This is a genomic window from Shewanella sp. SM74, from assembly GCF_025653725.1.
GTDB classification, from domain to species: domain Bacteria; phylum Pseudomonadota; class Gammaproteobacteria; order Enterobacterales; family Shewanellaceae; genus Shewanella; species Shewanella oncorhynchi.
The window spans coordinates 296,610-318,437 of sequence record NZ_JAKKRZ010000003.1 but is presented as its reverse complement, the minus strand read 5'-3'; the positions used below and the strand labels follow the sequence as shown (position 1 = coordinate 318,437).

General features: G+C 46.0%; 23 protein-coding genes. 21 read left to right on the top strand and 2 right to left on the bottom strand.

Annotated features, from left to right (window positions below):
- Nucleotides 1-37 precede the first annotated feature (37 nt).
- From L5M49_RS05270 to L5M49_RS05220, 11 genes are all read left to right on the top strand, one after another.
- Nucleotides 38-664, top strand: coding sequence for a sigma-E factor negative regulatory protein (locus L5M49_RS05270; RefSeq protein WP_263265587.1), 627 nt, complete (start codon nucleotides 38-40; stop codon nucleotides 662-664).
- A 12-nt stretch (nucleotides 665-676) separates the two neighbouring features.
- A complete protein-coding gene (locus L5M49_RS05265; RefSeq protein WP_263265586.1) occupies nucleotides 677-1,609 on the top strand; it encodes a MucB/RseB C-terminal domain-containing protein in 933 nt (310 codons plus the stop codon).
- Between the two features lie 10 nt (nucleotides 1,610-1,619).
- Complete coding sequence (locus L5M49_RS05260) at nucleotides 1,620-2,093, top strand: SoxR reducing system RseC family protein (protein WP_105249858.1); 474 nt, start codon at nucleotides 1,620-1,622, stop codon at nucleotides 2,091-2,093.
- Nucleotides 2,094-2,259: 166 nt separating this feature from the next.
- The gene (gene lepA, locus L5M49_RS05255; protein ID WP_028760822.1) at nucleotides 2,260-4,050 is read left to right on the top strand and encodes a translation elongation factor 4; all 1,791 of its coding nucleotides are present in this window, start codon (nucleotides 2,260-2,262) and stop codon (nucleotides 4,048-4,050) included.
- A 194-nt stretch (nucleotides 4,051-4,244) separates the two neighbouring features.
- Nucleotides 4,245-5,162 (top strand): signal peptidase I, encoded by a 918-nt coding sequence (gene lepB / locus L5M49_RS05250; RefSeq protein WP_028760821.1) that lies wholly within the window; start codon nucleotides 4,245-4,247, stop codon nucleotides 5,160-5,162.
- A gap of 1 nt (nucleotide 5,163) precedes the next feature.
- Nucleotides 5,164-5,844, top strand: coding sequence for a ribonuclease III (gene rnc / locus L5M49_RS05245; protein ID WP_012088603.1), 681 nt, complete (start codon nucleotides 5,164-5,166; stop codon nucleotides 5,842-5,844).
- Entirely contained in the window at nucleotides 5,841-6,857 is a 1,017-nt protein-coding gene (era, locus tag L5M49_RS05240; protein WP_263265585.1) for a GTPase Era, read from the top strand. Before rnc ends, era begins: the two co-directional genes overlap by 4 nt.
- A gap of 28 nt (nucleotides 6,858-6,885) precedes the next feature.
- The gene (recO, locus tag L5M49_RS05235; RefSeq protein WP_263265584.1) at nucleotides 6,886-7,596 is read left to right on the top strand and encodes a DNA repair protein RecO; all 711 of its coding nucleotides are present in this window, start codon (nucleotides 6,886-6,888) and stop codon (nucleotides 7,594-7,596) included.
- 70 nt (nucleotides 7,597-7,666) lie between these two features.
- Nucleotides 7,667-8,404, top strand: coding sequence for a pyridoxine 5'-phosphate synthase (gene pdxJ / locus L5M49_RS05230; RefSeq protein WP_263265583.1), 738 nt, complete (start codon nucleotides 7,667-7,669; stop codon nucleotides 8,402-8,404).
- Nucleotides 8,404-8,787, top strand: a complete 384-nt coding sequence (acpS, locus tag L5M49_RS05225; RefSeq protein WP_105249855.1) for a holo-ACP synthase — start codon at nucleotides 8,404-8,406, stop codon at nucleotides 8,785-8,787. Before pdxJ ends, acpS begins: the two co-directional genes overlap by 1 nt.
- A gap of 209 nt (nucleotides 8,788-8,996) precedes the next feature.
- A complete protein-coding gene (locus L5M49_RS05220; protein ID WP_105249854.1) occupies nucleotides 8,997-9,521 on the top strand; it encodes a DUF962 domain-containing protein in 525 nt (174 codons plus the stop codon).
- A 141-nt stretch (nucleotides 9,522-9,662) separates the two neighbouring features.
- Here L5M49_RS05220 and L5M49_RS05215 read toward each other — a convergent pair whose 3' ends face one another.
- Both L5M49_RS05215 and L5M49_RS05210 read right to left on the bottom strand, forming a co-directional pair.
- The gene (locus L5M49_RS05215; protein WP_113940661.1) at nucleotides 9,663-10,937 is read right to left on the bottom strand and encodes an HlyC/CorC family transporter; all 1,275 of its coding nucleotides are present in this window, start codon (nucleotides 10,935-10,937) and stop codon (nucleotides 9,663-9,665) included.
- Between the two features lie 99 nt (nucleotides 10,938-11,036).
- The gene (locus L5M49_RS05210) at nucleotides 11,037-11,825 is read right to left on the bottom strand and encodes an inner membrane protein YpjD (protein WP_028760813.1); all 789 of its coding nucleotides are present in this window, start codon (nucleotides 11,823-11,825) and stop codon (nucleotides 11,037-11,039) included.
- A 289-nt stretch (nucleotides 11,826-12,114) separates the two neighbouring features.
- Between L5M49_RS05210 and ffh the strand changes: the two genes are divergently transcribed.
- The 10 genes from ffh to L5M49_RS05160 all read left to right on the top strand — a co-directional run bounded on the left by ffh (nucleotide 12,115) and on the right by L5M49_RS05160 (nucleotide 21,800).
- Nucleotides 12,115-13,488 carry a signal recognition particle protein gene (gene ffh, locus L5M49_RS05205; RefSeq protein ID WP_006080787.1) on the top strand — a complete coding sequence of 458 codons (1,374 nt, stop codon included), beginning with the start codon at nucleotides 12,115-12,117 and terminating at the stop codon, nucleotides 13,486-13,488.
- 217 nt (nucleotides 13,489-13,705) lie between these two features.
- Nucleotides 13,706-13,957, top strand: a complete 252-nt coding sequence (rpsP, locus tag L5M49_RS05200) for a 30S ribosomal protein S16 (RefSeq protein ID WP_006080788.1) — start codon at nucleotides 13,706-13,708, stop codon at nucleotides 13,955-13,957.
- A 20-nt stretch (nucleotides 13,958-13,977) separates the two neighbouring features.
- Nucleotides 13,978-14,508 carry a ribosome maturation factor RimM gene (rimM, locus tag L5M49_RS05195; RefSeq protein WP_263265582.1) on the top strand — a complete coding sequence of 177 codons (531 nt, stop codon included), beginning with the start codon at nucleotides 13,978-13,980 and terminating at the stop codon, nucleotides 14,506-14,508.
- 15 nt (nucleotides 14,509-14,523) lie between these two features.
- A complete protein-coding gene (gene trmD, locus L5M49_RS05190) occupies nucleotides 14,524-15,270 on the top strand; it encodes a tRNA (guanosine(37)-N1)-methyltransferase TrmD (protein ID WP_028760810.1) in 747 nt (248 codons plus the stop codon).
- Nucleotides 15,271-15,304: 34 nt separating this feature from the next.
- Complete coding sequence (rplS, locus tag L5M49_RS05185; protein ID WP_006080791.1) at nucleotides 15,305-15,658, top strand: 50S ribosomal protein L19; 354 nt, start codon at nucleotides 15,305-15,307, stop codon at nucleotides 15,656-15,658.
- A gap of 260 nt (nucleotides 15,659-15,918) precedes the next feature.
- Nucleotides 15,919-17,010, top strand: a complete 1,092-nt coding sequence (locus L5M49_RS05180; RefSeq protein ID WP_113940660.1) for a 3-deoxy-7-phosphoheptulonate synthase — start codon at nucleotides 15,919-15,921, stop codon at nucleotides 17,008-17,010.
- Between the two features lie 27 nt (nucleotides 17,011-17,037).
- Nucleotides 17,038-18,177 carry a bifunctional chorismate mutase/prephenate dehydrogenase gene (tyrA, locus tag L5M49_RS05175; protein WP_263265581.1) on the top strand — a complete coding sequence of 380 codons (1,140 nt, stop codon included), beginning with the start codon at nucleotides 17,038-17,040 and terminating at the stop codon, nucleotides 18,175-18,177.
- A 216-nt stretch (nucleotides 18,178-18,393) separates the two neighbouring features.
- Entirely contained in the window at nucleotides 18,394-20,058 is a 1,665-nt protein-coding gene (hcp, locus tag L5M49_RS05170; RefSeq protein ID WP_113940658.1) for a hydroxylamine reductase, read from the top strand.
- Between the two features lie 74 nt (nucleotides 20,059-20,132).
- Entirely contained in the window at nucleotides 20,133-21,308 is a 1,176-nt protein-coding gene (locus tag L5M49_RS05165) for a hybrid-cluster NAD(P)-dependent oxidoreductase (protein ID WP_263236495.1), read from the top strand.
- Nucleotides 21,309-21,464: 156 nt separating this feature from the next.
- Complete coding sequence (locus L5M49_RS05160; protein WP_105249849.1) at nucleotides 21,465-21,800, top strand: hypothetical protein; 336 nt, start codon at nucleotides 21,465-21,467, stop codon at nucleotides 21,798-21,800.
- The last annotated feature ends 28 nt before the right edge of the window (nucleotides 21,801-21,828 follow it).

Here is a 21,828-nt window from a genome sequence, read left to right as displayed (position 1 = left end):
TTATTTTAAGAAACCCTTATATTTAGACAGGTGAAAAATGGATAAATTAGGTCAAGAATGGGTATCTGCCGCAGTCGATGGAGAGACTGATGAGCAGACCATGGCAGAGTTATCTGCTGATACACATTCACATGATAAATGGCATAACTATCATATGATAGGCGATGCCATGCGTGGCGAATTGCCGCAGACTATTGTGTTAGATCTCTCTGCTAGCATTGCCGCCGCCATTGAGCTTGAGCCAGCGATAGTTGCGCCTAAGCATCATGCGTCTAACGTTGCTGCACCTGTAACGCCACAAATTGCCGCCAATTCGGAGCAAAGCCGCGTCGTACCTTTATTTAAGCAATTTGGTCAATATGCCATTGCTGCGACGGTTGCTATGTTTGCGATTGTGGGTGTGCAGAATTACAATCAAACCGCCGATGATGCCGCGTCACCATCGCCCGTGTTAATTACAAGGCCGCTGATTGGTAGCGCATCACCTGTGAGCCTACAAACCGGTCCTGTACAACAGAATCAAGGCTATACCAATGATCAGGTGAATGAGCAACGTCGCCGAATTAATACTTATATCCAAGATCATATGTTGCAACAACGATTGAATACTGGTGCGGTTGTAGAGGACAATACCGAGGTCGTACCCGTTCCGGTCAATCAATAACGAGGAGTTAGCTTGCGTCTAATCCTGTTGGCTTTATTAGCCTTGGTCTTTCCTGCAATCGCGCAGGAAGACATGCCTGCCAAAGCTTGGCTCGAGAAAATGAGCCAGGCTTTACGAGAGAAAGAGTTTAAAGCATCGATTATTCAACTTCAGGCCGATCATATTCGGCCTTTGGTTTACCTGCATGGTAAGGTGAATAATCAAGAAGTTGCCTTTCTAGAATACCTTAACGGTCCACCTAAAAATGCAGTGCGTGTCGGTAATCGTGTCACCTTTATTGAGCACGATGAGCCTGCGTATAGTATCGTTTCTAATCATATTCAAGGTGTCTGGCCTGCTGCTTTCTCTGCCAATATGGCGGACTTAGAAGTGGGTTATCAGTTTGTACTCGGTGGCCGTACCCGTATCGCTGGGCGTCCGGGGCAAATGATCCGCCTGTTGCCTAATGATGAATTCCGTTATGGCTTTCAAATTTGGCTTGATATGGAAACCTATCTGCCGCTGAGATACGACATGCTGACTCAAGATAAGCAATTACTTGAGCAGATCATGGTGATTGAACTCATTGAATTCAGCGAGCCGCCAGCTATTTTGCAAGAGGCCTATAAGCAAGAGTGGCCGGCAGTTATCGATCAAGCCGAGCGCCAAGACGGTCAAAACTGGCAATTTGCTTGGTTACCCGCAGGTTTTACTGTGGTAGTGCGCGACCACCATAGATTAATTGGCAGTCACGAAGCGGTGGAATACATAGCACTGACCGATGGACTGGCAAATATTTCTGTTTATGTGGCGCGTGCGGGTACGAGTCCATTGCCTGAAGAATTAATTACCCGTAATGGCTTGTCATTAGTCTCAGAAAAAGTCGGTAATGCCGAAGTGGTTGCTGTGGGTAAAGTGCCGACAGAAACCTTAACGCGCATTGCTAAAAGTCTGACGCTAGAATAGGACGCCGATTATGATGGAAGAAATTGCCAGAGTCGTCTCCAGTGATAGTCAAGGCTGGTTGACGGTTGAAGTGGAACTTAAGAGTACCTGCAAGAGCTGCAGTAACAGTGAGTCTTGCGGGACCTCTGCTGTCGCTCAGGCTTTTTCCTCGAAAACCCAGCAATTTTCTATTCAGAGTGACCGCCGCTGTGAGGCTGGTGAATTACTCAAATTAGGCCTTCCCGAGAGCGTGATCCTCAAAGCCGCGGCATTAATCTATTTAATGCCGCTGTTTGGCCTGTTTGTCGGCGCGGCCTTAGGACAATTTTTAGGCCAGTTGCTTGAGTTTAATCCTAACCTAGGTGCCATGGGCTTTGCGGCCGTTGGTGCCTTGATTGCGTGGTCTTTTGGTAAGCAACAGGCTAAACGTTTAGAAGTTGATGCTCAGCCTGTGATTTTGGCCTATTTAGGTAGGAGCATCAATTTAAACGAATTAGCTCAATAATTTCAATGTGTTATTTTTTATCAAATAACAGCTAACTGCGGTTTTGGGCGTTGTTTTATCGGCCTGTCTTAAGTAGGAGTGAATGTGATTGGTATTGAAACCGCAATCAGGTACAATTTCGCTCCTTTGAACCGTATCCATTTTCAGTATTAGTCATTGCAGCATAATGAAACAAATTAGAAACTTCTCAATTATTGCCCATATCGACCATGGTAAATCGACGCTATCAGATCGTCTTATTCAGGTTTGTGGCGGTTTAACCGACCGTGAAATGGATTCTCAAGTTTTAGATTCTATGGATCTAGAACGTGAGCGTGGTATTACGATTAAGGCACAAAGTGTCACTTTGGATTATAAAGCCAAAGATGGCCTTGTCTATCAACTCAACTTTATTGATACCCCAGGTCACGTTGACTTCTCCTACGAGGTCTCGCGCTCATTAGCTGCCTGTGAAGGTGCTTTGCTGGTGGTTGATGCGGGTCAGGGCGTTGAAGCTCAGACACTGGCAAACTGTTATACCGCGCTGGATATGAATCTAGATGTGGTACCCATTTTAAACAAGATTGACTTACCACAAGCCGATCCAGAACGTGTTGCTGCCGAGATTGAAGATATCGTCGGTATTGATGCGATGGATGCTGTGCGTTGTTCGGCTAAAACCGGTGTCGGTGTCGACGAGGTTTTAGAAGTTATTGTTGCCAAAATTCCACCGCCAGAAGGCGATCCTGACGCACCATTGCAAGCCTTGATCATCGATTCTTGGTTTGATAACTACCTAGGCGTAGTGTCTTTAGTGCGAATTAAACACGGTAGCCTGAAAAAAGGTGACAAGTTTAAGGTCATGTCTACTGGACAAAACCACACTGCGGATCGCGTCGGTATTTTCACCCCAAAACAAACTGATAAAACCGAGCTTAAAACCGGTGAAGTCGGCTTTGTGATTGCGGGTCTGAAAGAAATTCACGGCGCGCCCGTAGGTGATACGTTAACTTTAGCCAAAAATGGTGCTGAAAAGCCGTTACCTGGTTTTAAGAAAGTGAAGCCACAGGTATACGCTGGCGTATTCCCAATTTCGACCGACGAATATGAAAACTTCCGTGATGCGCTGAACAAACTCAGCCTGAACGATGCGTCATTATTCTTTGAACCTGAAAGTTCTTCGGCACTCGGTTTTGGTTTCCGCATTGGCTATTTAGGCCTGCTCCACATGGAAATCGTACAAGAGCGTTTAGAGCGTGAATACAACCTAGAGTTGATCACCACTGCGCCAACCGTAGTGTACGAAGTCGTGATGACTAGCGGCGAAACGATTTACGTTGATAACCCGTCTGATCTGCCTGCGATTAACAACATTGAAGAAATGCGTGAGCCGATTGTTGAGGCCAACATTTTAGTGCCAAAAGAATACTTAGGTAACGTGATTACCCTGTGTATTGAAAAACGTGGCACCCAAGTGAACATGGTTTACCACGGTAACCAAGTGGCTGTGACTTACCATCTGCCAATGGCGGAAGTGGTCATGGACTTCTTCGACCGTTTGAAATCCACTAGCCGTGGCTATGCATCACTCGAATATAACTTTATTCGTTTCGATCCTGCAGACATGGTGCGTTTAGATATTCTCATCAACGGCGACCGAGTCGACGCCTTGGCTATGGTTATCCATAGATCAAACATTCGTCACCGTGGTTTAGCTTTAGTGGATAAGATGAAAGAACTTATTCCACGTCAGATGTTTGATATTGCGATTCAAGCGGCGGTGGGCAGTCAAATTATTGCCCGTTCAACCGTAAAAGCCCTGCGTAAAGACGTAACGGCTAAGTGTTATGGCGGCGACGTTTCTCGTAAGAAAAAACTCTTAAATAAACAAAAAGAGGGTAAGAAACGGATGAAGCAAGTAGGTAACGTTGAGGTGCCACAAGAAGCATTCTTAGCGGTACTTAAGCTAAACGAGTAATCGTTAGCATAAGAAGTGACAATTTAGTTGACTATTGCGCCGCTGTTTGCGGCGCTTTAGTTAGGTTATCGCATTGGTTTATAACTTTGGTTTACCAAGGTCGAATACGGTAAGTTAACTAAAGTATGATATTCGCTGAGTTAGGCACCAGTTAGGCACCTTTAATTATTTTTAAGGCAGGAGTTCAATAAGCAATGGCAGCGTATTTTTCCATTATTCTAGTGCTAATCACCCTGATCTCAGGACTTATTTGGTTAGTCGATGTGCTCGTTTTCGCCCCAAAGCGTCGTGAGAGTTTAGCGTTAGCAAAGGCATCACAAGCGAATTTAACTGAAGAAGCTGAGTACCAAATCATTCGTGAGTCGACCATAGTCGAAACCGCGCATTCTATCTTCCCTGTGATTGCCTTTGTGTTGATCCTACGTTCATTTATTTATGAGCCATTTCAAATCCCATCGGGCTCTATGATGCCAACCCTCTTAGTGGGCGACTTCATTCTGGTGGAAAAATTTAGTTATGGGCTTAAAGATCCCGTATGGCGAACCAAGCTGGTTGAAACTGGCGAGCCCAAACGCGGTGATGTGGTGGTATTTAAGTATCCTGAAAATCCCGCCATTGACTACATTAAGCGTGTAGTCGGTTTGCCGGGTGATAGAATTATTTACCGTAATAAACAGTTGATGATCCAAAAGGCCTGTGGCGTTGAGCAAACAGCTTGTCCAGAACCGCAAGTTATCGCCCGCACAGAGATCAGTCGTGGTGATTACAGCCAAGATGGTGTGCCATTACTGCGTTATAAAGAGGAATTGGGTGATGTCGCCCACGATATTTTGATCAACCCAAGTCGACCTGACATGCTGGGATATTTTAAGCGCGAAGGTAATTTACCCGCGGGTGAGTTTTTAGTGCCAGAAGGCCATTACTTTGCCATGGGCGATAACCGCGATAACAGTACCGACAGTCGTTTCTGGGGCTTTGTGCCAGAAGAGAACCTTGTTGGTAAAGCGGTAGCGATTTGGATTAGTTTTGAATTTGACCGTTCAAAAGCCGACTTCCTCCCAACTTGGGTGCCAAGCGGTGTGCGTTTTGAGCGTGTAGGTGGAATTAAATAGCATGGAACCGATTAAAAATTTGCCACGTTTGTGTCGTACTTTAGGTTATGAGTTCAAGAATATTGAGCTTTTGACTCAAGCGCTGACCCACAGAAGTGCGGCAAATAAGCATAATGAGCGCTTAGAGTTTTTAGGTGATTCAATTTTATCTATCGTGATTTCTGATGCTTTGTATCATCAGTTTCCGAAGGCAACCGAAGGCGATTTAAGCCGGATGCGTGCCACCTTAGTTCGCGGTGATACCTTAACTATCATCGCCCAAGAGTTTAAGCTCGGCGATTATTTATATCTCGGTCCTGGCGAGTTGAAAAGTGGCGGATTTAGACGCGAGTCGATTCTTGCCGATGCGGTTGAAGCCATTATTGGCGCCGTTTACCTTGATTCCGATCTCGAAGTTTGCCGTGCATTACTGCTGAAATGGTATGCCGAGCGTTTGGCCGAAATTCAACCTGGGATCAGCCAGAAAGACGCTAAGACATTACTGCAAGAACATTTACAAGGGTTTAAAAAGCCGCTGCCTGATTACCAAGTAATCAACATAGAAGGCGATGCCCACGATCAGACATTTACCGTTGAATGTCGTATTGAAGACTTGAGTCAAAGCGTCATTGGTGTGGCGAGTTCACGCCGTAAAGCCGAGCAAATCGCGGCCGCTCAAGTATTGGAGTTACTAAAGAAATGACCAAAAAAACAGACTTGTCAGGTATCGATGCTGGAAAAGCGGCAACTGAGCCGAGTTTAGATGAATTACTGGCAAGGATGAATGCGGCCGCGCCAACGCCGTCGGCCCAATACGATGTCACTTATTGCGGCATGGTGGCGATCATTGGTCGCCCTAACGTCGGTAAATCAACGTTAATCAACCGTTTGCTTGGTCAGAAGGTAAGTATTACTTCTAAAAAGCCACAAACAACGCGCCACCGTATCATGGGTATTCATACCGATGGTCCGAAGCAAATCGTGTTCATCGATACACCAGGTTTACACATAGAAGAGCAGCGGGCGATTAACCGCCTGATGAACCGCGCAGCAGCCAGTTCGCTTGCCGATGTGGCTATGGTGATTTTTGTGGTCGATGGCATGACGTGGACCGCCGATGATGAGATGGTGTTGAGTAAATTACGCCGTGGCGGTGAAGAGCGTCAGACAATTCTGGCGATTAACAAAGTCGACAATATCAAAGACAAAGAATCGCTGTTCCCGTATTTGGAAGAAGTCGCCAAAAAATATCCTTTCGATGAAATTTTGCCGATTTCAGCCAGTAAAGGTACCAACGTTAAGCGCATTTTAGAGCTAGCGGCGGCGTCGATTCCTGAAGGACCTTTCTTCTTCCCCGAAGATTATGTCACCGACCGTTCGCAACGTTTTATGGCGTCGGAGATTGTGCGTGAAAAACTGATGCGCTTCTTAGGTGATGAATTACCCTATGATGCGACAGTTGAGATTGAACAGTTCAAGATGATGGAAAATGGCGTTTATCAAATCAATGCCTTGATCCTTGTTGAGCGTGAAGGCCAGAAACGTATGGTGATTGGTAGCAAGGGCGAACGTATTCGTACTATCGCAACTCAAGCTCGCTTAGACATGGAGACCTTGTTTGATAATAAAGTTTTCCTCGAAGTGTGGGTGAAAGTGAAATCCGGTTGGGCCGATGATGAACGCGCCTTACGTAGCTTAGGTTACGGCGACGATTAAGCATTAATTCCAGCGAGCGCGCTTACCGATGAAACGTGGTTACGTTTTACATCATCGCCCATATCGAGAGTCCAGTGTCTTAGTTAACCTCTTAGTTGACGGCATTGGACGGGTCGATGTGGTTGCCCGAACCGGCAGCGGTAAGCGCTCTATCAAGAGTATTCTCCAGCCCTTTCAACCGCTGATCTTCGAATTTAGCGGTAAGTCTGAATTAAAAACCTTAACTCAAGTCGAAGCCGCTGCGCCTGCTGTGCCTCTTTCTGGCCAGAGCTTGTTTGCTGGCATGTATATCAATGAGTTATTGGTTCGCACTTTGTCTGTACAGCACAATGCCGAAGAGTTGTTCCTCATTTATCATCAAGCCTTAGTCGGCCTTGCCGCGAAGTTTTGCCAATCCCAACTGCGTTATATTGAGCTCACCTTGCTGCGGGAATTAGGTTTTATGCCTTCTCTTAGCCGCGATACTCAAGGTGAACCACTCGTACCTGATGATTATTACCAGCTCGTGCCTGAGTTAGGTTTTCAATTTGTGCTCAACTCCCGTGCTCGCAATGCCTATCAAGGTGCAATGTTGACGGCGCTTAACGATAACCTGCTCACCGAAGCACATTTTTTGAGCGCGAAGTTGTTGATGCGCTCCCTGTTAACGCCATTACTCGGGACTAAACCTTTGTTGAGTCGACAATTGTTCGTCAGCACTGCCGTACCAACTAAGATTGATGGGAATAATTCGCCCTAGCTCCTGTTTTTTAGCGTGAGCCTAAGTACAATAGGCCGCAATATCAGCGTTAAACATTAAGGAGTTCCCGATGAGCCGTATCTTATTGGGCGTGAATATCGACCATATTGCTACTCTGCGCCAAGCCCGTGGCACCAGTTATCCTGATCCTGTGCATGCTGCTGCCGTTGCTGAACATGCTGGCGCCGATGGCATCACTATTCATTTGCGTGAAGACAGACGCCACATCATAGACCGCGATGTATATTTGTTGGCAAAAACCTTGAAAACCCGCATGAATTTTGAATGCGCTGTGACCGAAGAAATGCTTAATATCGCCTGTGAAATTAAGCCGACCTATGTCTGTTTAGTGCCAGAAAAACGTCAAGAAGTCACCACTGAAGGCGGTTTAGATGTAGCGGGGCAGTTAGATAAAATCACTGCTGCAGTGACTCGTTTAGCCGCTGAGGGGATTCAAGTCTCCTTATTTATCGATGCCGATAAAATCCAAATCGATGCTGCCGTTGCCTCAGGCGCACCGCTTATCGAAATCCACACTGGCTGTTATGCTGATGCGAAAACGGAAGCAGAAGAAGCCACTGAGTTAGCGCGTATTCGCGAAATGGCAAAATACGCCCATGGCAAAGGTTTAGTGGTTAACGCGGGTCATGGTTTGCATTATCACAACGTGAAACCGATTGCGGCGATTCCTGAGTTATATGAACTCAATATCGGCCATGCGATTGTCGCACGTGCCGCCATTGACGGTTTGGCGACAGCAGTGAAAGACATGAAAGTGTTAATGCTTGAAGGTCGTCGAGGCGAATAATGGCGATTGTCGGCCTAGGCACAGATATCGTTGAGATTGAGCGTATTCAGGTCCATGTGGCACGCGCCGGTGACAAGCTAGCTAGACGTGTGCTGACCGAGGCTGAGTTGGCCATTTATACTGCCCATAGTCAGCCAAGTCGTTATCTTGCCAAGCGTTTTGCTGCAAAAGAAGCCGCAGCAAAAGCCCTCGGTACGGGTATTGGCCGCGGCGTGTCGTTTCAGCATATTCACATTGGTAACAATGAGGACGGTGCACCGACGATTCACTTTACTGAGGGGGCGTTGACGCGCTTACAGCAGCTTAAAGCGACGGTTGGGCATATCTCTATTGCCGATGAAAAATCCTATGCGATTGCGACGGTAATCATAGAGTCTCAATAAACCCGAGTTTTGTGTTTGTCGTCTATCAAGAAGGAACCTCAGGGTTCCTTTTTTCATTTATGGATGGGTATCAAAATAAGTGCCAAATCAGTTAATGCAACAATTTATTTACTTTTGCTGTTCAGCTTAATTGTTTTACGTTAGTTTATGGCTTGCGCGTCGCTCAATTTGGCGCACGTAAAAGCAGGGGCAAATGAAGAGGAACCCGCATGAAATCCGCCGCAGAGCAGTTATCGACCTACAAAAGTGTGCATTTAAATCAGCGTAATATTCAGACCCATTTTATTGGCATCCCACTGATTATTTGGTCTGCTTTCCTGTTGTTGGCCACAGTGCGTATTCCGCTGGGCAGTATGGGGGAGACAAGTTTAGCAGTGATAGTCGGTATATTCGTGTTGGCCTATTATGTCCGTTTACACTTAAGGCTTTCAATGGGGCTCATATTATTCATGGTACCTGTGCTGCTCACGACCGAGTGGGCGGCGCATATCGCCGGTGCCACTTGGCTTGCCCTAGGGGTATTTGTGGTGGGCTGGGTGTTCCAGCTAATCGGCCATCAATATGAAAAAGCCAAGCCTGCCTTTGTGGATGACTTAAATCAGCTATTAATTGGGCCATTTTTCTTAATGGCGGAAGTGTATTTTATGTTGGGCTTAGAAAAGGCGCTGAACGCCCAGATAACGCCAATGGCGCTTGAGAAGCGTCGTATACTTGAGGCGAAAAAGTCTGCATAGCTTGGCTAGATAGTGAATTAGAGTCGATAGATTAGCACTAAAGGTATAGCTCGGGGGAGCATCATCGCTTGGAGGAAATCATCGGCCGGACCACATCTTAACTTGTGTGGTTCGGCCAATTTTTATGCTCAAAATTGAGGGTTAAACTCTGGGGGGATGATAATACAGCGGGATAATTCTCACTGTATTAATCATATTCTCTGACACATCAATTATCTCTAATGGATAACCTGCTAAACGTAAACTGGTATTCGCAGAAGGAATTTCCTCCAGATACTCCAGAATCAGGCCATTGAGGGTTTTAGGGCCATCGGTGGGAAAGTTCCACTTCATTTCTTTATTCAAATCGCGGATCGTAATGCCCGCATCGACTAAGTAGCTGCCATCTTGCTGGACCTTAATGTCTTCACTCGGGGTGGTCAACATAGAAGTGGTAAAGTCGCCGACAATCTCTTCGAGAATATCTTCGAGTGTTACTAGACCTTGAATATCACCATATTCATCAACGACTAAGCCGATGCGCTCTTTATTTTGTTGGAAGTTAGCTAGCTGCACATTGAGTGGCGTACCTTCTGGCACAAAGTAGAGTTCTTTCACTGCGCGCAGCAAAGATGACTTGCTAAATTGCTCTTTAGATTGGAGGCGCAGGGCATCGCGTAGATGAATAAAGCCCACTGCATCGTCTATGGTGTCGCGATACACTAACACTCGGGTATGTGGACTTTGGATCACCTGGCGATTGATAACCTTAAATTCGTCATTGACGTTAATTCCGTAGATATCTGAGCGTGGCACCATAATATCTTCAACGGTGACTTTCTCTAAATCCAAGATAGATAACAGCATTTCTTGGTGGCGTCGGGGGATGAGTGCCCCAGCCTCATGTACCACTGTGCGCAACTCTTCTTGGCTTAGTGCATCGCTACTATTAACTGTTTTTATCCCCATCAAACGTAAGATACCTGTGGTTATCAAATTAACGCTTGAGACAACATAGGCAAAGGTCGAGGAAAGTATAAGTAGCAGTATGCTAGAGGGAAAAGCAATACGCTCAGGATTTAGCGCTGCGATGGTTTTTGGCGTGACTTCAGCAAAAACGAGCACGACTAACGTAAGCACGCCTGTTGCAACAGCGACCCCTAAGTCGCCCCAAAGACGCATCCCAATGATAGTCGCAATAGCCGATGCGGAAATATTGACTAAGTTATTGCCAATTAAGATCAATCCAATCAAACGGTCAGGACGCTCAAGCAACTTCAAGGCTCTAATCGCACCTTTATGGCCATTGTTGGCTAAGTGGCGTAGACGGTAACGGTTGAGAGTCATCATTGCGGTTTCTGAGCCTGAAAAATAGGCAGAGAATAGGATAAGCACTAGTAAAACGATCAGGAGTGCGCTTGTCGATATAGCGTCCAAAAAAGGCTCCAATGTGGCCAGTAAACTTAAGTAAATACCGACATTTAAAAAAAGTGTCAAGTCGGCCGCAGCAATAACTGCCCCAGCCGACTTAAATGTTTAGTTGAGGATTAATTCTTTGACAATGCGCGCGCCAAAATATGCGAGCGAAAGTAAGGATGCGCCAGTCAGAGTATAAATGACAGCGGTACGAATTTTACAACCGACCCAATACTGTTGCCACAGCATAGTAATGTATACAAACCAAGCCATTATCGACAGAATTGCCTTATGACCTTTACCATCGGCGAACATATCTTCAAGGAAGATAAAACCAGTCGCGAGCGACAAACTGAGCAAGATAACGCCGATAATCACTAGGTGATACAGTTGTTTTTCAACTGTCATCAGCGGCGGAATGCCAGGGCTCAGCATAAATTGTTTTTTCTTCAGTTTATTTTGGATCATCGCCAGTTGTATCGCATACAGGGCGGCAATCATCAGGGCGCTGTAGGCCATGAGTGACAATACGACGTGGGCTAATACTTCAGGATAAAGCTCAAAATGCGTGATGAATTTAGGCGGCAATAACCAGAGTAGGGCAACCGAAAGCACTGAGCAGGCGTAAACCACGGGCACGACGACGATGACTTTCAGCCTGAACATCAATATCGTAAAAGTAAAAGCGATAATCCAGTTCACTAAGGAAATCACATTCGTCAGGCTAAAGTTTTGGCCATCTGTGGTGAAAATCACTTGTGATAATGCTGCAGCATGCAAAATAACCGCAATAGCGGCAAAGCCTGCGACAGCACGGCGATTCGGACCGTCTGGGTGAAATAATCGACTCGTCACTAGTACCAATGCAATGCAATAAAAAAACATGGCTGAGGCAGAAAAGATGACCATGGGTAATTAGCCTATTTGTGTAGTTAAAGGTGCCTTAAAAACGGGGCATACAGATCAATATTTTCCCTAGAATAACATGAGCTGTCGGCAAATGGGCAGTGACATGAGTTGCAAAATTTAGCAGATTCTTATTGTTAGGGTTAAATAGTGTGTCGATGACAATAAAACATGACTCAGCGCAAGTAAAACACTTAACCACAATCAAGATGGGTGCAGCAGTAGCATAATGCGCATGCATCGTTATAATACAGCCCATCAATCGAGATTCTTAAAGGTATAGAACAGGACGATGTTTGAGAACCTAACCGACAGACTGTCACGCACACTGAAAAATATCAGTGGCCGTGGTCGCTTAACTGAAGAAAACGTTAAGGAAACCCTGCGCGAAGTGCGTATGGCACTGCTGGAGGCCGATGTTGCCCTGCCTGTGGTGCGCGAATTTGTTAATAACGTAAAAGAACGTGCCGTTGGCCAAGAAGTCTCTAAAAGCTTAAGCCCAGGTCAAGCCTTTATTAAGATAGTTCAAAGTGAACTTGAAAAATCCATGGGCGAGGCGAATGAAGCCCTAGATTTAGCCACTCAGCCGCCAGCTGTGATTATGATGGCAGGTCTGCAAGGTGCGGGTAAAACCACCAGTGTGGCCAAACTGGGTAAATTTTTACGTGAACGCCATAAAAAATCGGTATTGGTGGTCAGTGCCGACGTTTACCGCCCAGCAGCGATTAAACAGCTTGAGACGTTAGCGCAAGAAGTGGCGGTGGAGTTTTTCCCATCGGACGTCAGCCAAAAGCCAATCGACATTGCTAAAGCGGCGATTGCCCACGCTAAATTAAAGTTCATCGATGTTGTGATCCTCGATACCGCGGGTCGTCTGCACGTTGACGAAGCCATGATGGACGAGATCAAAGGCTTACACGCTGCGGTCAAGCCTATCGAGACCTTGTTCGTTGTTGATGCTATGACAGGTCAAGATGCGGCAAACACCGCTAAGGCGTTTAACGAAGCTTTACCACTGACAGGGGTGATCTTAACCAAAGTCGATGGTGATGCGCGCGGTGGTGCGGCGTTATCGATTCGCCACATTACGGGCAAGCCGATCAAATTCCTTGGTGTCGGTGAAAAGACCGACGCGCTAGAACCGTTCCATCCCGATCGTATCGCCTCACGCATTTTGGGCATGGGCGATGTGTTATCGCTTATCGAAGAAGTTGAGCGTGGCGTCGATAAAGAAAAGGCCATGAAGCTGGCTTCGAAAGTGAAGCAAGGTGGCAGTTTCGATTTAGAAGATTTCCGTGAGCAGTTACAGCAAATGAAAAACATGGGCGGCATGATGAATATGCTGGAAAAACTGCCCGGTGTCGGTCAGTTGCCCCCAGAAGCCTTAGCGCAAATCCAAGACGGCAAGATGACAGGTCAAATGGAAGCCATCATTAATTCGATGACTTCCAAGGAGCGTAAGAACCCTGATTTAATCAAGGGCTCACGCAAACGTCGCATCGCTGCCGGTTCTGGCACGCAAATTCAAGATGTAAACCGTTTATTGAAACAGTTTACTCAAATGCAAAAGATGATGAAAAAAATGTCTGCTAAGGGCGGCATGCAAAAAATGATGCGCGGAATGCGTGGCATGATGCCGCCAGGAATGAAATTTCCGGGACGTTAATCGGGCATTTTTAGTTAAACTTAGCACTTTATCAGTCGGTTGACTCTGGCAACAATGAACCGCTTACTGAGGGCGCAGGCGTAATAATCGCCATCTTTGGTTGCATTCGTTGGAAAGTCAGGTAAAATCTTCCGGCTTTCTATCTGGGACTCTTCGCGAACACGGGGTTCCAGTTTTTATTTTTGCTTCAAGCAAATCATTAGAGGATTGAAAACGCATGGTTACCATTCGTTTAGCTCGTGGCGGCGCAAAAAAGCGTCCATTTTACAACATCGTTGTTGCTGATAGCCGTAACGCTCGTGACGGTCGTTTCATCGAGCGTGTTGGTTTCTTCAACCCATTGGCCCGTGGCCAAGAAGAAACTTTACGTTTAGACCTAGCTCGCGTTGAGCACTGGGTTTCTAACGGTGCAGCTGCTACAGAACGTGTAGCAAAACTGATCAAAGACGCTCGTAAAGCAACAGCTTAATAGCGTTAAGGTATAGATTGATGAGCAGTAACCAACAGCCAGTCGTACTGGGGAAATTAGGCTCCTGTCATGGCATTAAAGGTTGGCTGAAAATCACCGCCTATACCGATTCTGTTGAAGGTATCTTTGACTATTCACCTTGGCTTATTAAAGAAAATGGTGAATGGCGCGAAATAAAGGTCACCCAGTGGCGTTATCAAGGCAAGGCCGTTGTTGCTTTACTTGATGGCGTAGAAACACGGGAGCAAGCGCAAATGCTCACAAATTGTGAGATTGCGATTTTGCCGGAACAGATGAACGATTTGCCAGCAGATGAATTCTACTGGCGTGATCTCATCGGTTGCGAAGTGATCAATACGACAGGCTATAACATGGGGATTGTCGATCAGATCGTGGAAACAGGATCGAACGACGTATTACTCGTTAAAGCCAACGCTAAAGATAGTTTCGGCAAAGTGGAACGTATGATCCCCTTTGTCCCTGAGCAGTTCATCAAAACGGTGGATCTGCAAGGTAAACAGATTTTAGTGGATTGGGATCCTGACTTCTAAGTCGAGGTACAACAGATGTGGTTAGGGGTAATAACCCTGTTCCCAGAGATGTTCCGTGCCGTGACAGACTTTGGTGTTACGGGTCGAGCCGTGAAAAACGGCCTGCTCGAGTTGCACACGTGGAATCCCCGTGATTTCACCCATGATAGACACAATACGGTAGATGACAGGCCTTACGGCGGTGGTCCCGGAATGTTGATGATGGTGCAACCCTTGCGCGATGCCATCCATGCAGCGAAAGCCGCAGCGGGTGAAGGTGCGAAGGTGATTTACTTGTCACCTCAAGGACGCAAGCTGGATCAGCAAGGCGTCACTGAGTTGGCTCAATCATCACGTTTGATTTTGGTCTGTGGTCGATACGAAGGTATTGATGAACGCATCATTCAAACGGAAGTGGATGAAGAGTGGTCGATAGGGGATTACGTGCTTTCGGGCGGCGAATTACCAGCGATGACTCTAATAGATTCAGTATCGAGATTGGTTCCTGGCGTGCTAGGAAAACAAGCTTCGGCGGAGCAAGATTCTTTCTCCGACGGTTTACTGGATTGTCCACATTACACTCGCCCTGAAAGCTTGGATGGTCTTGACGTACCGGCAGTGCTGCTAAGTGGCAACCACGAACAAATTAGACTCTGGCGTTTACAGCAAAGCCTTGGTAGGACTTTACTTAGACGGCCAGAATTATTGCAAAATCTAGCTCTGACTGACGAACAAACGACTCTATTAGCGCAGTTCGTTGAAGCAATGAACAAGCATGCTTAGTCGTAGCTCAGTTAATTCTAGAACGGAGTAAGTTATGAACAACATCATTAAAATGCTCAACGATGAGCAAATGAAACAAGACGTACCTGCGTTTGGTGCTGGTGATACAGTAGTCGTTCAGGTTCGTGTTAAAGAAGGCGATAAAGAGCGTTTACAGGCTTTTGAAGGCGTTGTAATTGCTAAGCGTAACCGTGGTCTGCACTCTGCATTCACAGTACGTAAAATCTCTAATGGCGAAGGTGTTGAGCGTGCTTTCCAAACGCACAGCCCACTGATCGCTAGCATTGAAGTTAAGCGTCGTGGTCGCGTTCGTCGCGCCAAACTGTACTATCTGCGTGATCGTTCAGGTAAATCTGCACGTATCCGTGAGAAGCTGGCAACTAAGTAATAGTTACCGCTACAGAAAACAAGACGTAGTGTTCGCACAGAAAACCGCCCTAGTGGCGGTTTTTTGTTGCTGTTTTTTGAGTATTTATACTTGATCTAAAGAGAATGAACAGGCATAGTGGTCGCCTGCTTGTAATGGTGTAGCATTACAGGATTACATTGCGATGGATTTACGCTATTTTTTATCCGAAATGAATACCCAAGCTGACTTGAAGTCCTGCTTCGACAACTGGGTTAAACACTAAGTCTTAGGTGGTAAGCATGCAACAAGATACGATTAACAACGTACACATCAGTTCAGAGAAAGTCTTAATCACGCCGCAAGAGCTTAAAAATGCCTTGCCACTCTCTGAGCATGCTTATCGCTATATCCTCAATGCCCGTAAAACCGTGGCTGATATTGTTCATAAGCGTGACAATCGAGTATTGATTGTCACTGGCCCTTGCTCAATCCATGATATCGCCGCCGCAAAAGAATACGCTTTAAGGCTTAAAACTCTGCACGATGAACTCAGTGATGAGTTTTACATCTTAATGCGAGTGTACTTTGAAAAGCCGCGTACCACGGTAGGTTGGAAGGGCATGATCAACGATCCCGATATGGATGAATCCTTCGATGTCGAAAAAGGCCTGAAAATGGCCCGTGAGCTAATGATTTGGTTGGCCGAGTTAGGACTGCCTGTTGCCACCGAAGCACTCGATCCTATCAGTCCTCAGTACATTTCTGAGCTTGTCACTTGGTCTGCTATTGGCGCTCGCACCACTGAATCGCAGACTCATAGGGAAATGGCATCGGGTCTTTCTATGCCGGTGGGCTTTAAAAATGGCACCGATGGTAAGCTCGATGTAGCGATTAATGCGCTAAAATCGGCGGCCAGTAGCCACAGATTTATGGGCATAAACCAACAGGGCCAAGTCGCATTATTGCAAACTGCAGGTAATCCCGATGGCCATGTGATTTTACGCGGTGGTGCAACGCCCAACTATGATGCGGCGAGTGTGGCAGAGTGTGAAACGCAGCTCCATAAAGCCAAACTCAATGCACGTTTGATCATCGATTGCAGCCATGGCAATTCATCCAAAGACTACAGCCGCCAAAAGCCTGTCTGTGAAGATGTGTTCGAGCAGATTTATAACGGCAATAAGTCGATTATTGGCGTCATGCTAGAAAGTCATTTAAATGAAGGCAATCAAAGTTGTGATAGGCCATTAAGCGAGCTAGCTTACGGTGTTTCTGTAACAGATTCTTGTATTAATTGGGAAAAAACAGAAACCATTTTACGGGAAGGTGCAGCGAAGTTATCTTCAATACTTCCAACGCGTTTCGATATGCTTAAAGTAGCTAACGCTTAAATTGGTTACAGCTTAATGGACTCAGGTATGAATGAAAAAACAACGGCCGAATTAGAACACCTTCGCGGCCTGATTGATGGTGTTGATCAGCAATTACTGCACTTACTGCGTAAGCGCTTGGATCTCGTTGCGCAAGTGGGCACGGTGAAACACGGCGCCGGTTTACCTATTTATGCACCTCAGCGTGAAGCCGCCATGCTGGCTAAACGCCGTGAAGAAGCAAAAACTATGGGGATCGAGCCGCAGTTGATCGAAGATATTTTGCGTCGCTTGATGCGTGAGTCTTACCTTAATGAGAAAGATGTAGGCTTTAAACAAGTCAAAAAAGATTTAGGAACTGTGGTGATTATCGGCGGTAAAGGTCAGCTTGGTGGTCTATTCTCACAAATGCTGACCTTATCTGGCTACCAAGTGAATTTGCTCGATAAAGACGATTGGCAGCAAGCGGATAGCTTATTTGCCGATGCGGGCATGGTGTTAGTGACTGTGCCGATTGCGATTACTTGCGAGCTTATTCGTGAAAAGCTGACCCAATTACCAGCCGACTGCATTCTGGCAGATTTGACCTCCATCAAGACTGAGCCGGTTAAAGCCATGCTTGAGGCGCATTCTGGTCCCGTCGTTGGTTTTCATCCTATGTTTGGTCCTGATGTGGGCAGTCTGGCGAAGCAAGTCGTGGTGGTGTGTCATGGTCGCTCGCCGGAAAAATACCAGTGGTTGCTTGAGCAGATCGCCATTTGGGGGGCGCGGATTGTCGAAGCAGAACCAGAGCGTCACGACAGTGCGATGCAGCTAGTGCAGGCAATGCGTCACTTCTCGACCTTTGTGTATGGTTTGAATCTGTGTAAGGAAGAGGCAGATATCGATACTTTACTGCAATTTAGCTCGCCGATTTACCGATTAGAATTGGCTATGGTAGGGCGCTTATTCGCCCAAAGCCCAGAGCTTTACGCCGATATTATTTTTGCACAGCAAGATAGCCAGCATGCTATTGGTGATTATTTAGATAACTACCGTGAAGCGTTAGAACTGCTAAAACGGGGTGACAGGAACGAGTTTATTAAGCAGTTCCAAAGTGTCGCCAAATGGTTTGGGGATTTTGCCCCTCAATTCCAGCGCGAGAGTCGTATTATGCTGCAATCGGCAAATGATATGAAAACCAATTAATAAATAAACAGTTACTCTTTAAAACGCCCATCATTGATGGGCGTTTTTTTATGGATTTTTAACAGGTCACATTGTATTAATTAGCAATTGCTTAAGGTGATCTTTCTCTAACATTTAGCATCTCACTTTAGAAATGACTGTCGCTTATGGCACGTTTAGGTAGACTAGTTTTAAACATGTAAAAATAAAGCATGAATTTAAATTAGGAGTCTATCCATGTTCTGTATTCAGTGTGAGCAAACCATTCGTACACCCGCTGGCAATGGTTGTAGTTATTCCCAAGGTATGTGTGGCAAGTTGGCGGCAACGTCCGATCTGCAAGACTTGCTGATTTACATGCTACAAGGCGTGTCTGTATATGCGGTTAAAGCTCGCGAGCTGGGCATTATCGATGCTGAAATTGATAGTTTTGTGCCTAAAGCCTTTTTCGCGACCCTCACCAACGTCAACTTCGATGATGAGCGCATTATGGCCTATACCCAGCAGGCGGCTAAGTATCGTGCTCAGTTAAAAGCTTCTTACGAAGCGGCTTGTGAACAAGCCGGTATTGCTGCTGAGCAAGTGCCGCAAGTCGCTCAGTTAGTGCTGGGGACCAGTAAGATTGAAATGCTAGCGCAGGCGCCGATTGCACTGCTGAATAAAGATAAGCATGAAGTTCATGAAGACATCATGGGATTGAGGTTATTGTGTTTATATGGCCTTAAGGGTGCGGCTGCTTATATGGAGCATGCTCGCGTGTTGGGTCAGACTGATGCTGATGTGGCAGGGCGCTTCCATGAAATCATGTCTTTCTTAGGTGAGCCGAGTGTTGATGGCGATAAGCTGTTTACTACTGCTATGGACATAGGTCAGTTGAACTACCGCATAATGGCAATGCTGGATGCGGGGGAAACTCAAGCCTTTGGTCATCCTGAGCCAACTGTGGTCAACACTAAGTCAGTTAAGGGCAAAGCCATACTAGTCTCTGGCCATGATATGAAGGATTTAGAGCTTATTCTCGAGCAGACTGTAGGCAAGGGTATCAATGTGTTTACCCACGGTGAAATGCTTCCTGCACTAGCGTATCCAGCCTTTAAAAAATATGCACATCTTGTCGGAAATTACGGCAGTGCTTGGCAGAATCAACAGCAAGAATTTGCCAATTTCCCTGGCGCTGTAGTGATGACATCTAACTGTATTATCGATCCAAATGTGGGTAGTTATAGTGATCGTATCTTTACTCGCAGCATAGTGGGCTGGCCTGGTGTGGTGCATATCGAAGGAGATGATTTCTCGGCTGTCATTGATAAAGCGTTAGCCTTAGAAGGCTTTATCTATGATGAAATCCCACACACTATCACTATTGGTTTTGCCCGCAATGCCTTGATGGCCGCAGCGCCCGCCGTGGTTGAAAATGTGAAAAGTGGTGCGATTAAGCATTTCTTCCTTGTTGGCGGTTGCGATGGCGACAAAGCCGACAGAAGCTACTTCACTGAACTTGCTAAATCCACACCTAAGGATTCAATAATCCTGACGCTAGGCTGTGGTAAGTACAAATTCAATAAGCTCGAATTTGGTGACATTAACGGTATTCCACGTTTGCTCGATGTGGGCCAATGTAACGATGCCTATTCAGCGATTCAGTTAGCGATTGCATTAGCTGAAGTGTTTGAATGTGATATCAATGAATTACCTCTGAGCTTAGTGCTTTCTTGGTTTGAGCAAAAAGCCATTGTAGTACTGCTGACGCTGTTGTCACTTGGCGTTAAAAATATTCGAACAGGCCCGACGCCACCTGCGTTCCTGACGGCCAATTTAGCCAAAATTTTGGAAGATAAGTTTGGCTTGCGTAATACCACGACAGTCGAAGCCGATTTAAAAAATATGTTAAACGTGGCTTAAATCAACCAAGAATTGTTGCTGAACTGCGGTTTTGGCTTGTTTACTGAGGCCGCAGTGTTTTGTGGGTAAATGCTATGAACATGAGTGTGATAGCGGGAGCGCGGGCATTATCGGTTTCGCCCCATAAACCCGGAAGTGTTAATCAAATAGTGTGCGTCGAACGCTGGAATGAAACCTCGGATGTCGTGAGTTTTCGTTTTCAAGCGGGCGAGCCGATGAAGTTTGACTATAAACCCGGTCAGTTTATGACCTTTGTGCTTGAGATTAATGGCGAGCAAGTGTGCCGCAGTTATACCTTGTCATCATCGCCATCTAGGCCCTATTCCTTGATGGTGACGATTAAGCGTGTTGTGGGTGGACTCGTATCTAATTATCTTATCGACAATCTATTACTCGGCCAGAGTGTACGAGTGCTGCCGCCCGCGGGGCAATTTAATCTGTTTGATATTGCTCGGCTAAGCCATAAACAGCCAGAGACTGAAAAGTTAGATGCTAATCTGTTAGCTATAACGGCGCAGAAATACCTTTTTTTGAGTGCTGGTTGCGGTATTACCCCCATGTACTCTATGTCGCGTTATCTGACTGATACGCAAATTGATGCTGATATTGCCTTTGTGCACAGTGCGCGATCAGAGAATGATATTATTTTTAAGTCATCATTGGCGACTATGGCCAACCGTTTTAATGCATTTAAGCTCAGATACGTACTTGAGACTGTCACTGAAACACTGGGGTGTTCACCAAAGATAGCATTCGATTTCGGGCGGTTAAGTGCACAGATGCTACCAACCTTAGTACCTGATTTTGCAGAGCGTACTATCTACCTTTGTGGGCCAGAACCTTATATGCAAGCGGTGAAAACCTTATTGGTCGAACTCAATTTTGATATGAGTCGGTTATACCATGAGAGTTTTGCCACGGCCGAGAAAGTTGCCCGCAGTCAGCTTATGCAAGCAAACTCGTCAGATGGAACGAGTGAAAACCCACCAGAAGGGGCTTTTACCTTGTCTATTGGCGATCGAAGCACGACGCTAAATCAAGGACAAAGTCTGCTGGAGGGAATTGAGGCCGAAGGGTTGCCGATTATTGCGGCCTGTCGTTCGGGCGTTTGCGGCGCGTGTAAGTGTCAAGTCTTGGAGGGAGAAACGGTATCGACAAGCGTGATGACACTGACTGCTGCAGAAATTGAAGCCGGTTTTGTACTCGCTTGCTCCACAAAATTAGCATCCGACGTGACACTTAAACTTTAACGTGCTGCTAATTAGCGTCATTTACTTGTGACTTATTTTTAAATGGATGGAAATATTTTTAATCCTTAGTTGCGCTTATCTCAGTGAGAACGTAAGGTTAATGACAAGGGCGTATGATGTTTGCGCCCAGTCTATTAGTCTGGCTGGAGTCTCTCAATGACAATGACAACCACTTATGCCGCAAAAATTGAAGACCGTACTCTGGGACATTTGTTGTACGCCTTGATGTCGGGTTTTCCCTTATTATTACTTCCTGTGCTGCTAAGTTTGTTCATTAATGTTTCCCAACGCCAATTCCATGGTAATCCATTATTGGCGTCGCATTTACGTTGGCAACGGCATTCTAATCTCGCCTTTCTTGGCTTACTAGTGCTCGGCTATTGCGTTCCACTGACTTGGCTCAGTCTTTCGATTTATCTCTTTGGGATCATTTGGTTTTGCCACAGGATCATTAAAGGGTGGTTAAGTCTATTGGATGGTTTAGAAATCTAAACTTGTGCTAGAGTCTCTAAATTGATGA

What these genes read in the sequence shown, in the direction of transcription:
- L5M49_RS05270 (WP_263265587.1), top strand. Translation starts at nt 38, where the DNA reads ATGGATAAATTAGGTCAAGAATGGGTATCTGCCGCAGTCGATGGAGAG.
- L5M49_RS05260 (WP_105249858.1), top strand. Translation starts at nt 1,620, where the DNA reads ATGATGGAAGAAATTGCCAGAGTCGTCTCCAGTGATAGTCAAGGCTGG.
- lepA (WP_028760822.1), top strand. Translation starts at nt 2,260, where the DNA reads ATGAAACAAATTAGAAACTTCTCAATTATTGCCCATATCGACCATGGT.
- lepB (WP_028760821.1), top strand. Translation starts at nt 4,245, where the DNA reads ATGGCAGCGTATTTTTCCATTATTCTAGTGCTAATCACCCTGATCTCA.
- rnc (WP_012088603.1), top strand. Translation starts at nt 5,164, where the DNA reads ATGGAACCGATTAAAAATTTGCCACGTTTGTGTCGTACTTTAGGTTAT.
- era (WP_263265585.1), top strand. Translation starts at nt 5,841, where the DNA reads ATGACCAAAAAAACAGACTTGTCAGGTATCGATGCTGGAAAAGCGGCA.
- recO (WP_263265584.1), top strand. Translation starts at nt 6,886, where the DNA reads ATGAAACGTGGTTACGTTTTACATCATCGCCCATATCGAGAGTCCAGT.
- pdxJ (WP_263265583.1), top strand. Translation starts at nt 7,667, where the DNA reads ATGAGCCGTATCTTATTGGGCGTGAATATCGACCATATTGCTACTCTG.
- acpS (WP_105249855.1), top strand. Translation starts at nt 8,404, where the DNA reads ATGGCGATTGTCGGCCTAGGCACAGATATCGTTGAGATTGAGCGTATT.
- L5M49_RS05220 (WP_105249854.1), top strand. Translation starts at nt 8,997, where the DNA reads ATGAAATCCGCCGCAGAGCAGTTATCGACCTACAAAAGTGTGCATTTA.
- L5M49_RS05210 (WP_028760813.1), bottom strand. Translation starts at nt 11,825, where the DNA reads ATGGTCATCTTTTCTGCCTCAGCCATGTTTTTTTATTGCATTGCATTG.
- ffh (WP_006080787.1), top strand. Translation starts at nt 12,115, where the DNA reads ATGTTTGAGAACCTAACCGACAGACTGTCACGCACACTGAAAAATATC.
- rpsP (WP_006080788.1), top strand. Translation starts at nt 13,706, where the DNA reads ATGGTTACCATTCGTTTAGCTCGTGGCGGCGCAAAAAAGCGTCCATTT.
- rimM (WP_263265582.1), top strand. Translation starts at nt 13,978, where the DNA reads ATGAGCAGTAACCAACAGCCAGTCGTACTGGGGAAATTAGGCTCCTGT.
- trmD (WP_028760810.1), top strand. Translation starts at nt 14,524, where the DNA reads ATGTGGTTAGGGGTAATAACCCTGTTCCCAGAGATGTTCCGTGCCGTG.
- rplS (WP_006080791.1), top strand. Translation starts at nt 15,305, where the DNA reads ATGAACAACATCATTAAAATGCTCAACGATGAGCAAATGAAACAAGAC.
- L5M49_RS05180 (WP_113940660.1), top strand. Translation starts at nt 15,919, where the DNA reads ATGCAACAAGATACGATTAACAACGTACACATCAGTTCAGAGAAAGTC.
- tyrA (WP_263265581.1), top strand. Translation starts at nt 17,038, where the DNA reads ATGAATGAAAAAACAACGGCCGAATTAGAACACCTTCGCGGCCTGATT.
- hcp (WP_113940658.1), top strand. Translation starts at nt 18,394, where the DNA reads ATGTTCTGTATTCAGTGTGAGCAAACCATTCGTACACCCGCTGGCAAT.
- L5M49_RS05165 (WP_263236495.1), top strand. Translation starts at nt 20,133, where the DNA reads ATGAACATGAGTGTGATAGCGGGAGCGCGGGCATTATCGGTTTCGCCC.
- L5M49_RS05160 (WP_105249849.1), top strand. Translation starts at nt 21,465, where the DNA reads ATGACAATGACAACCACTTATGCCGCAAAAATTGAAGACCGTACTCTG.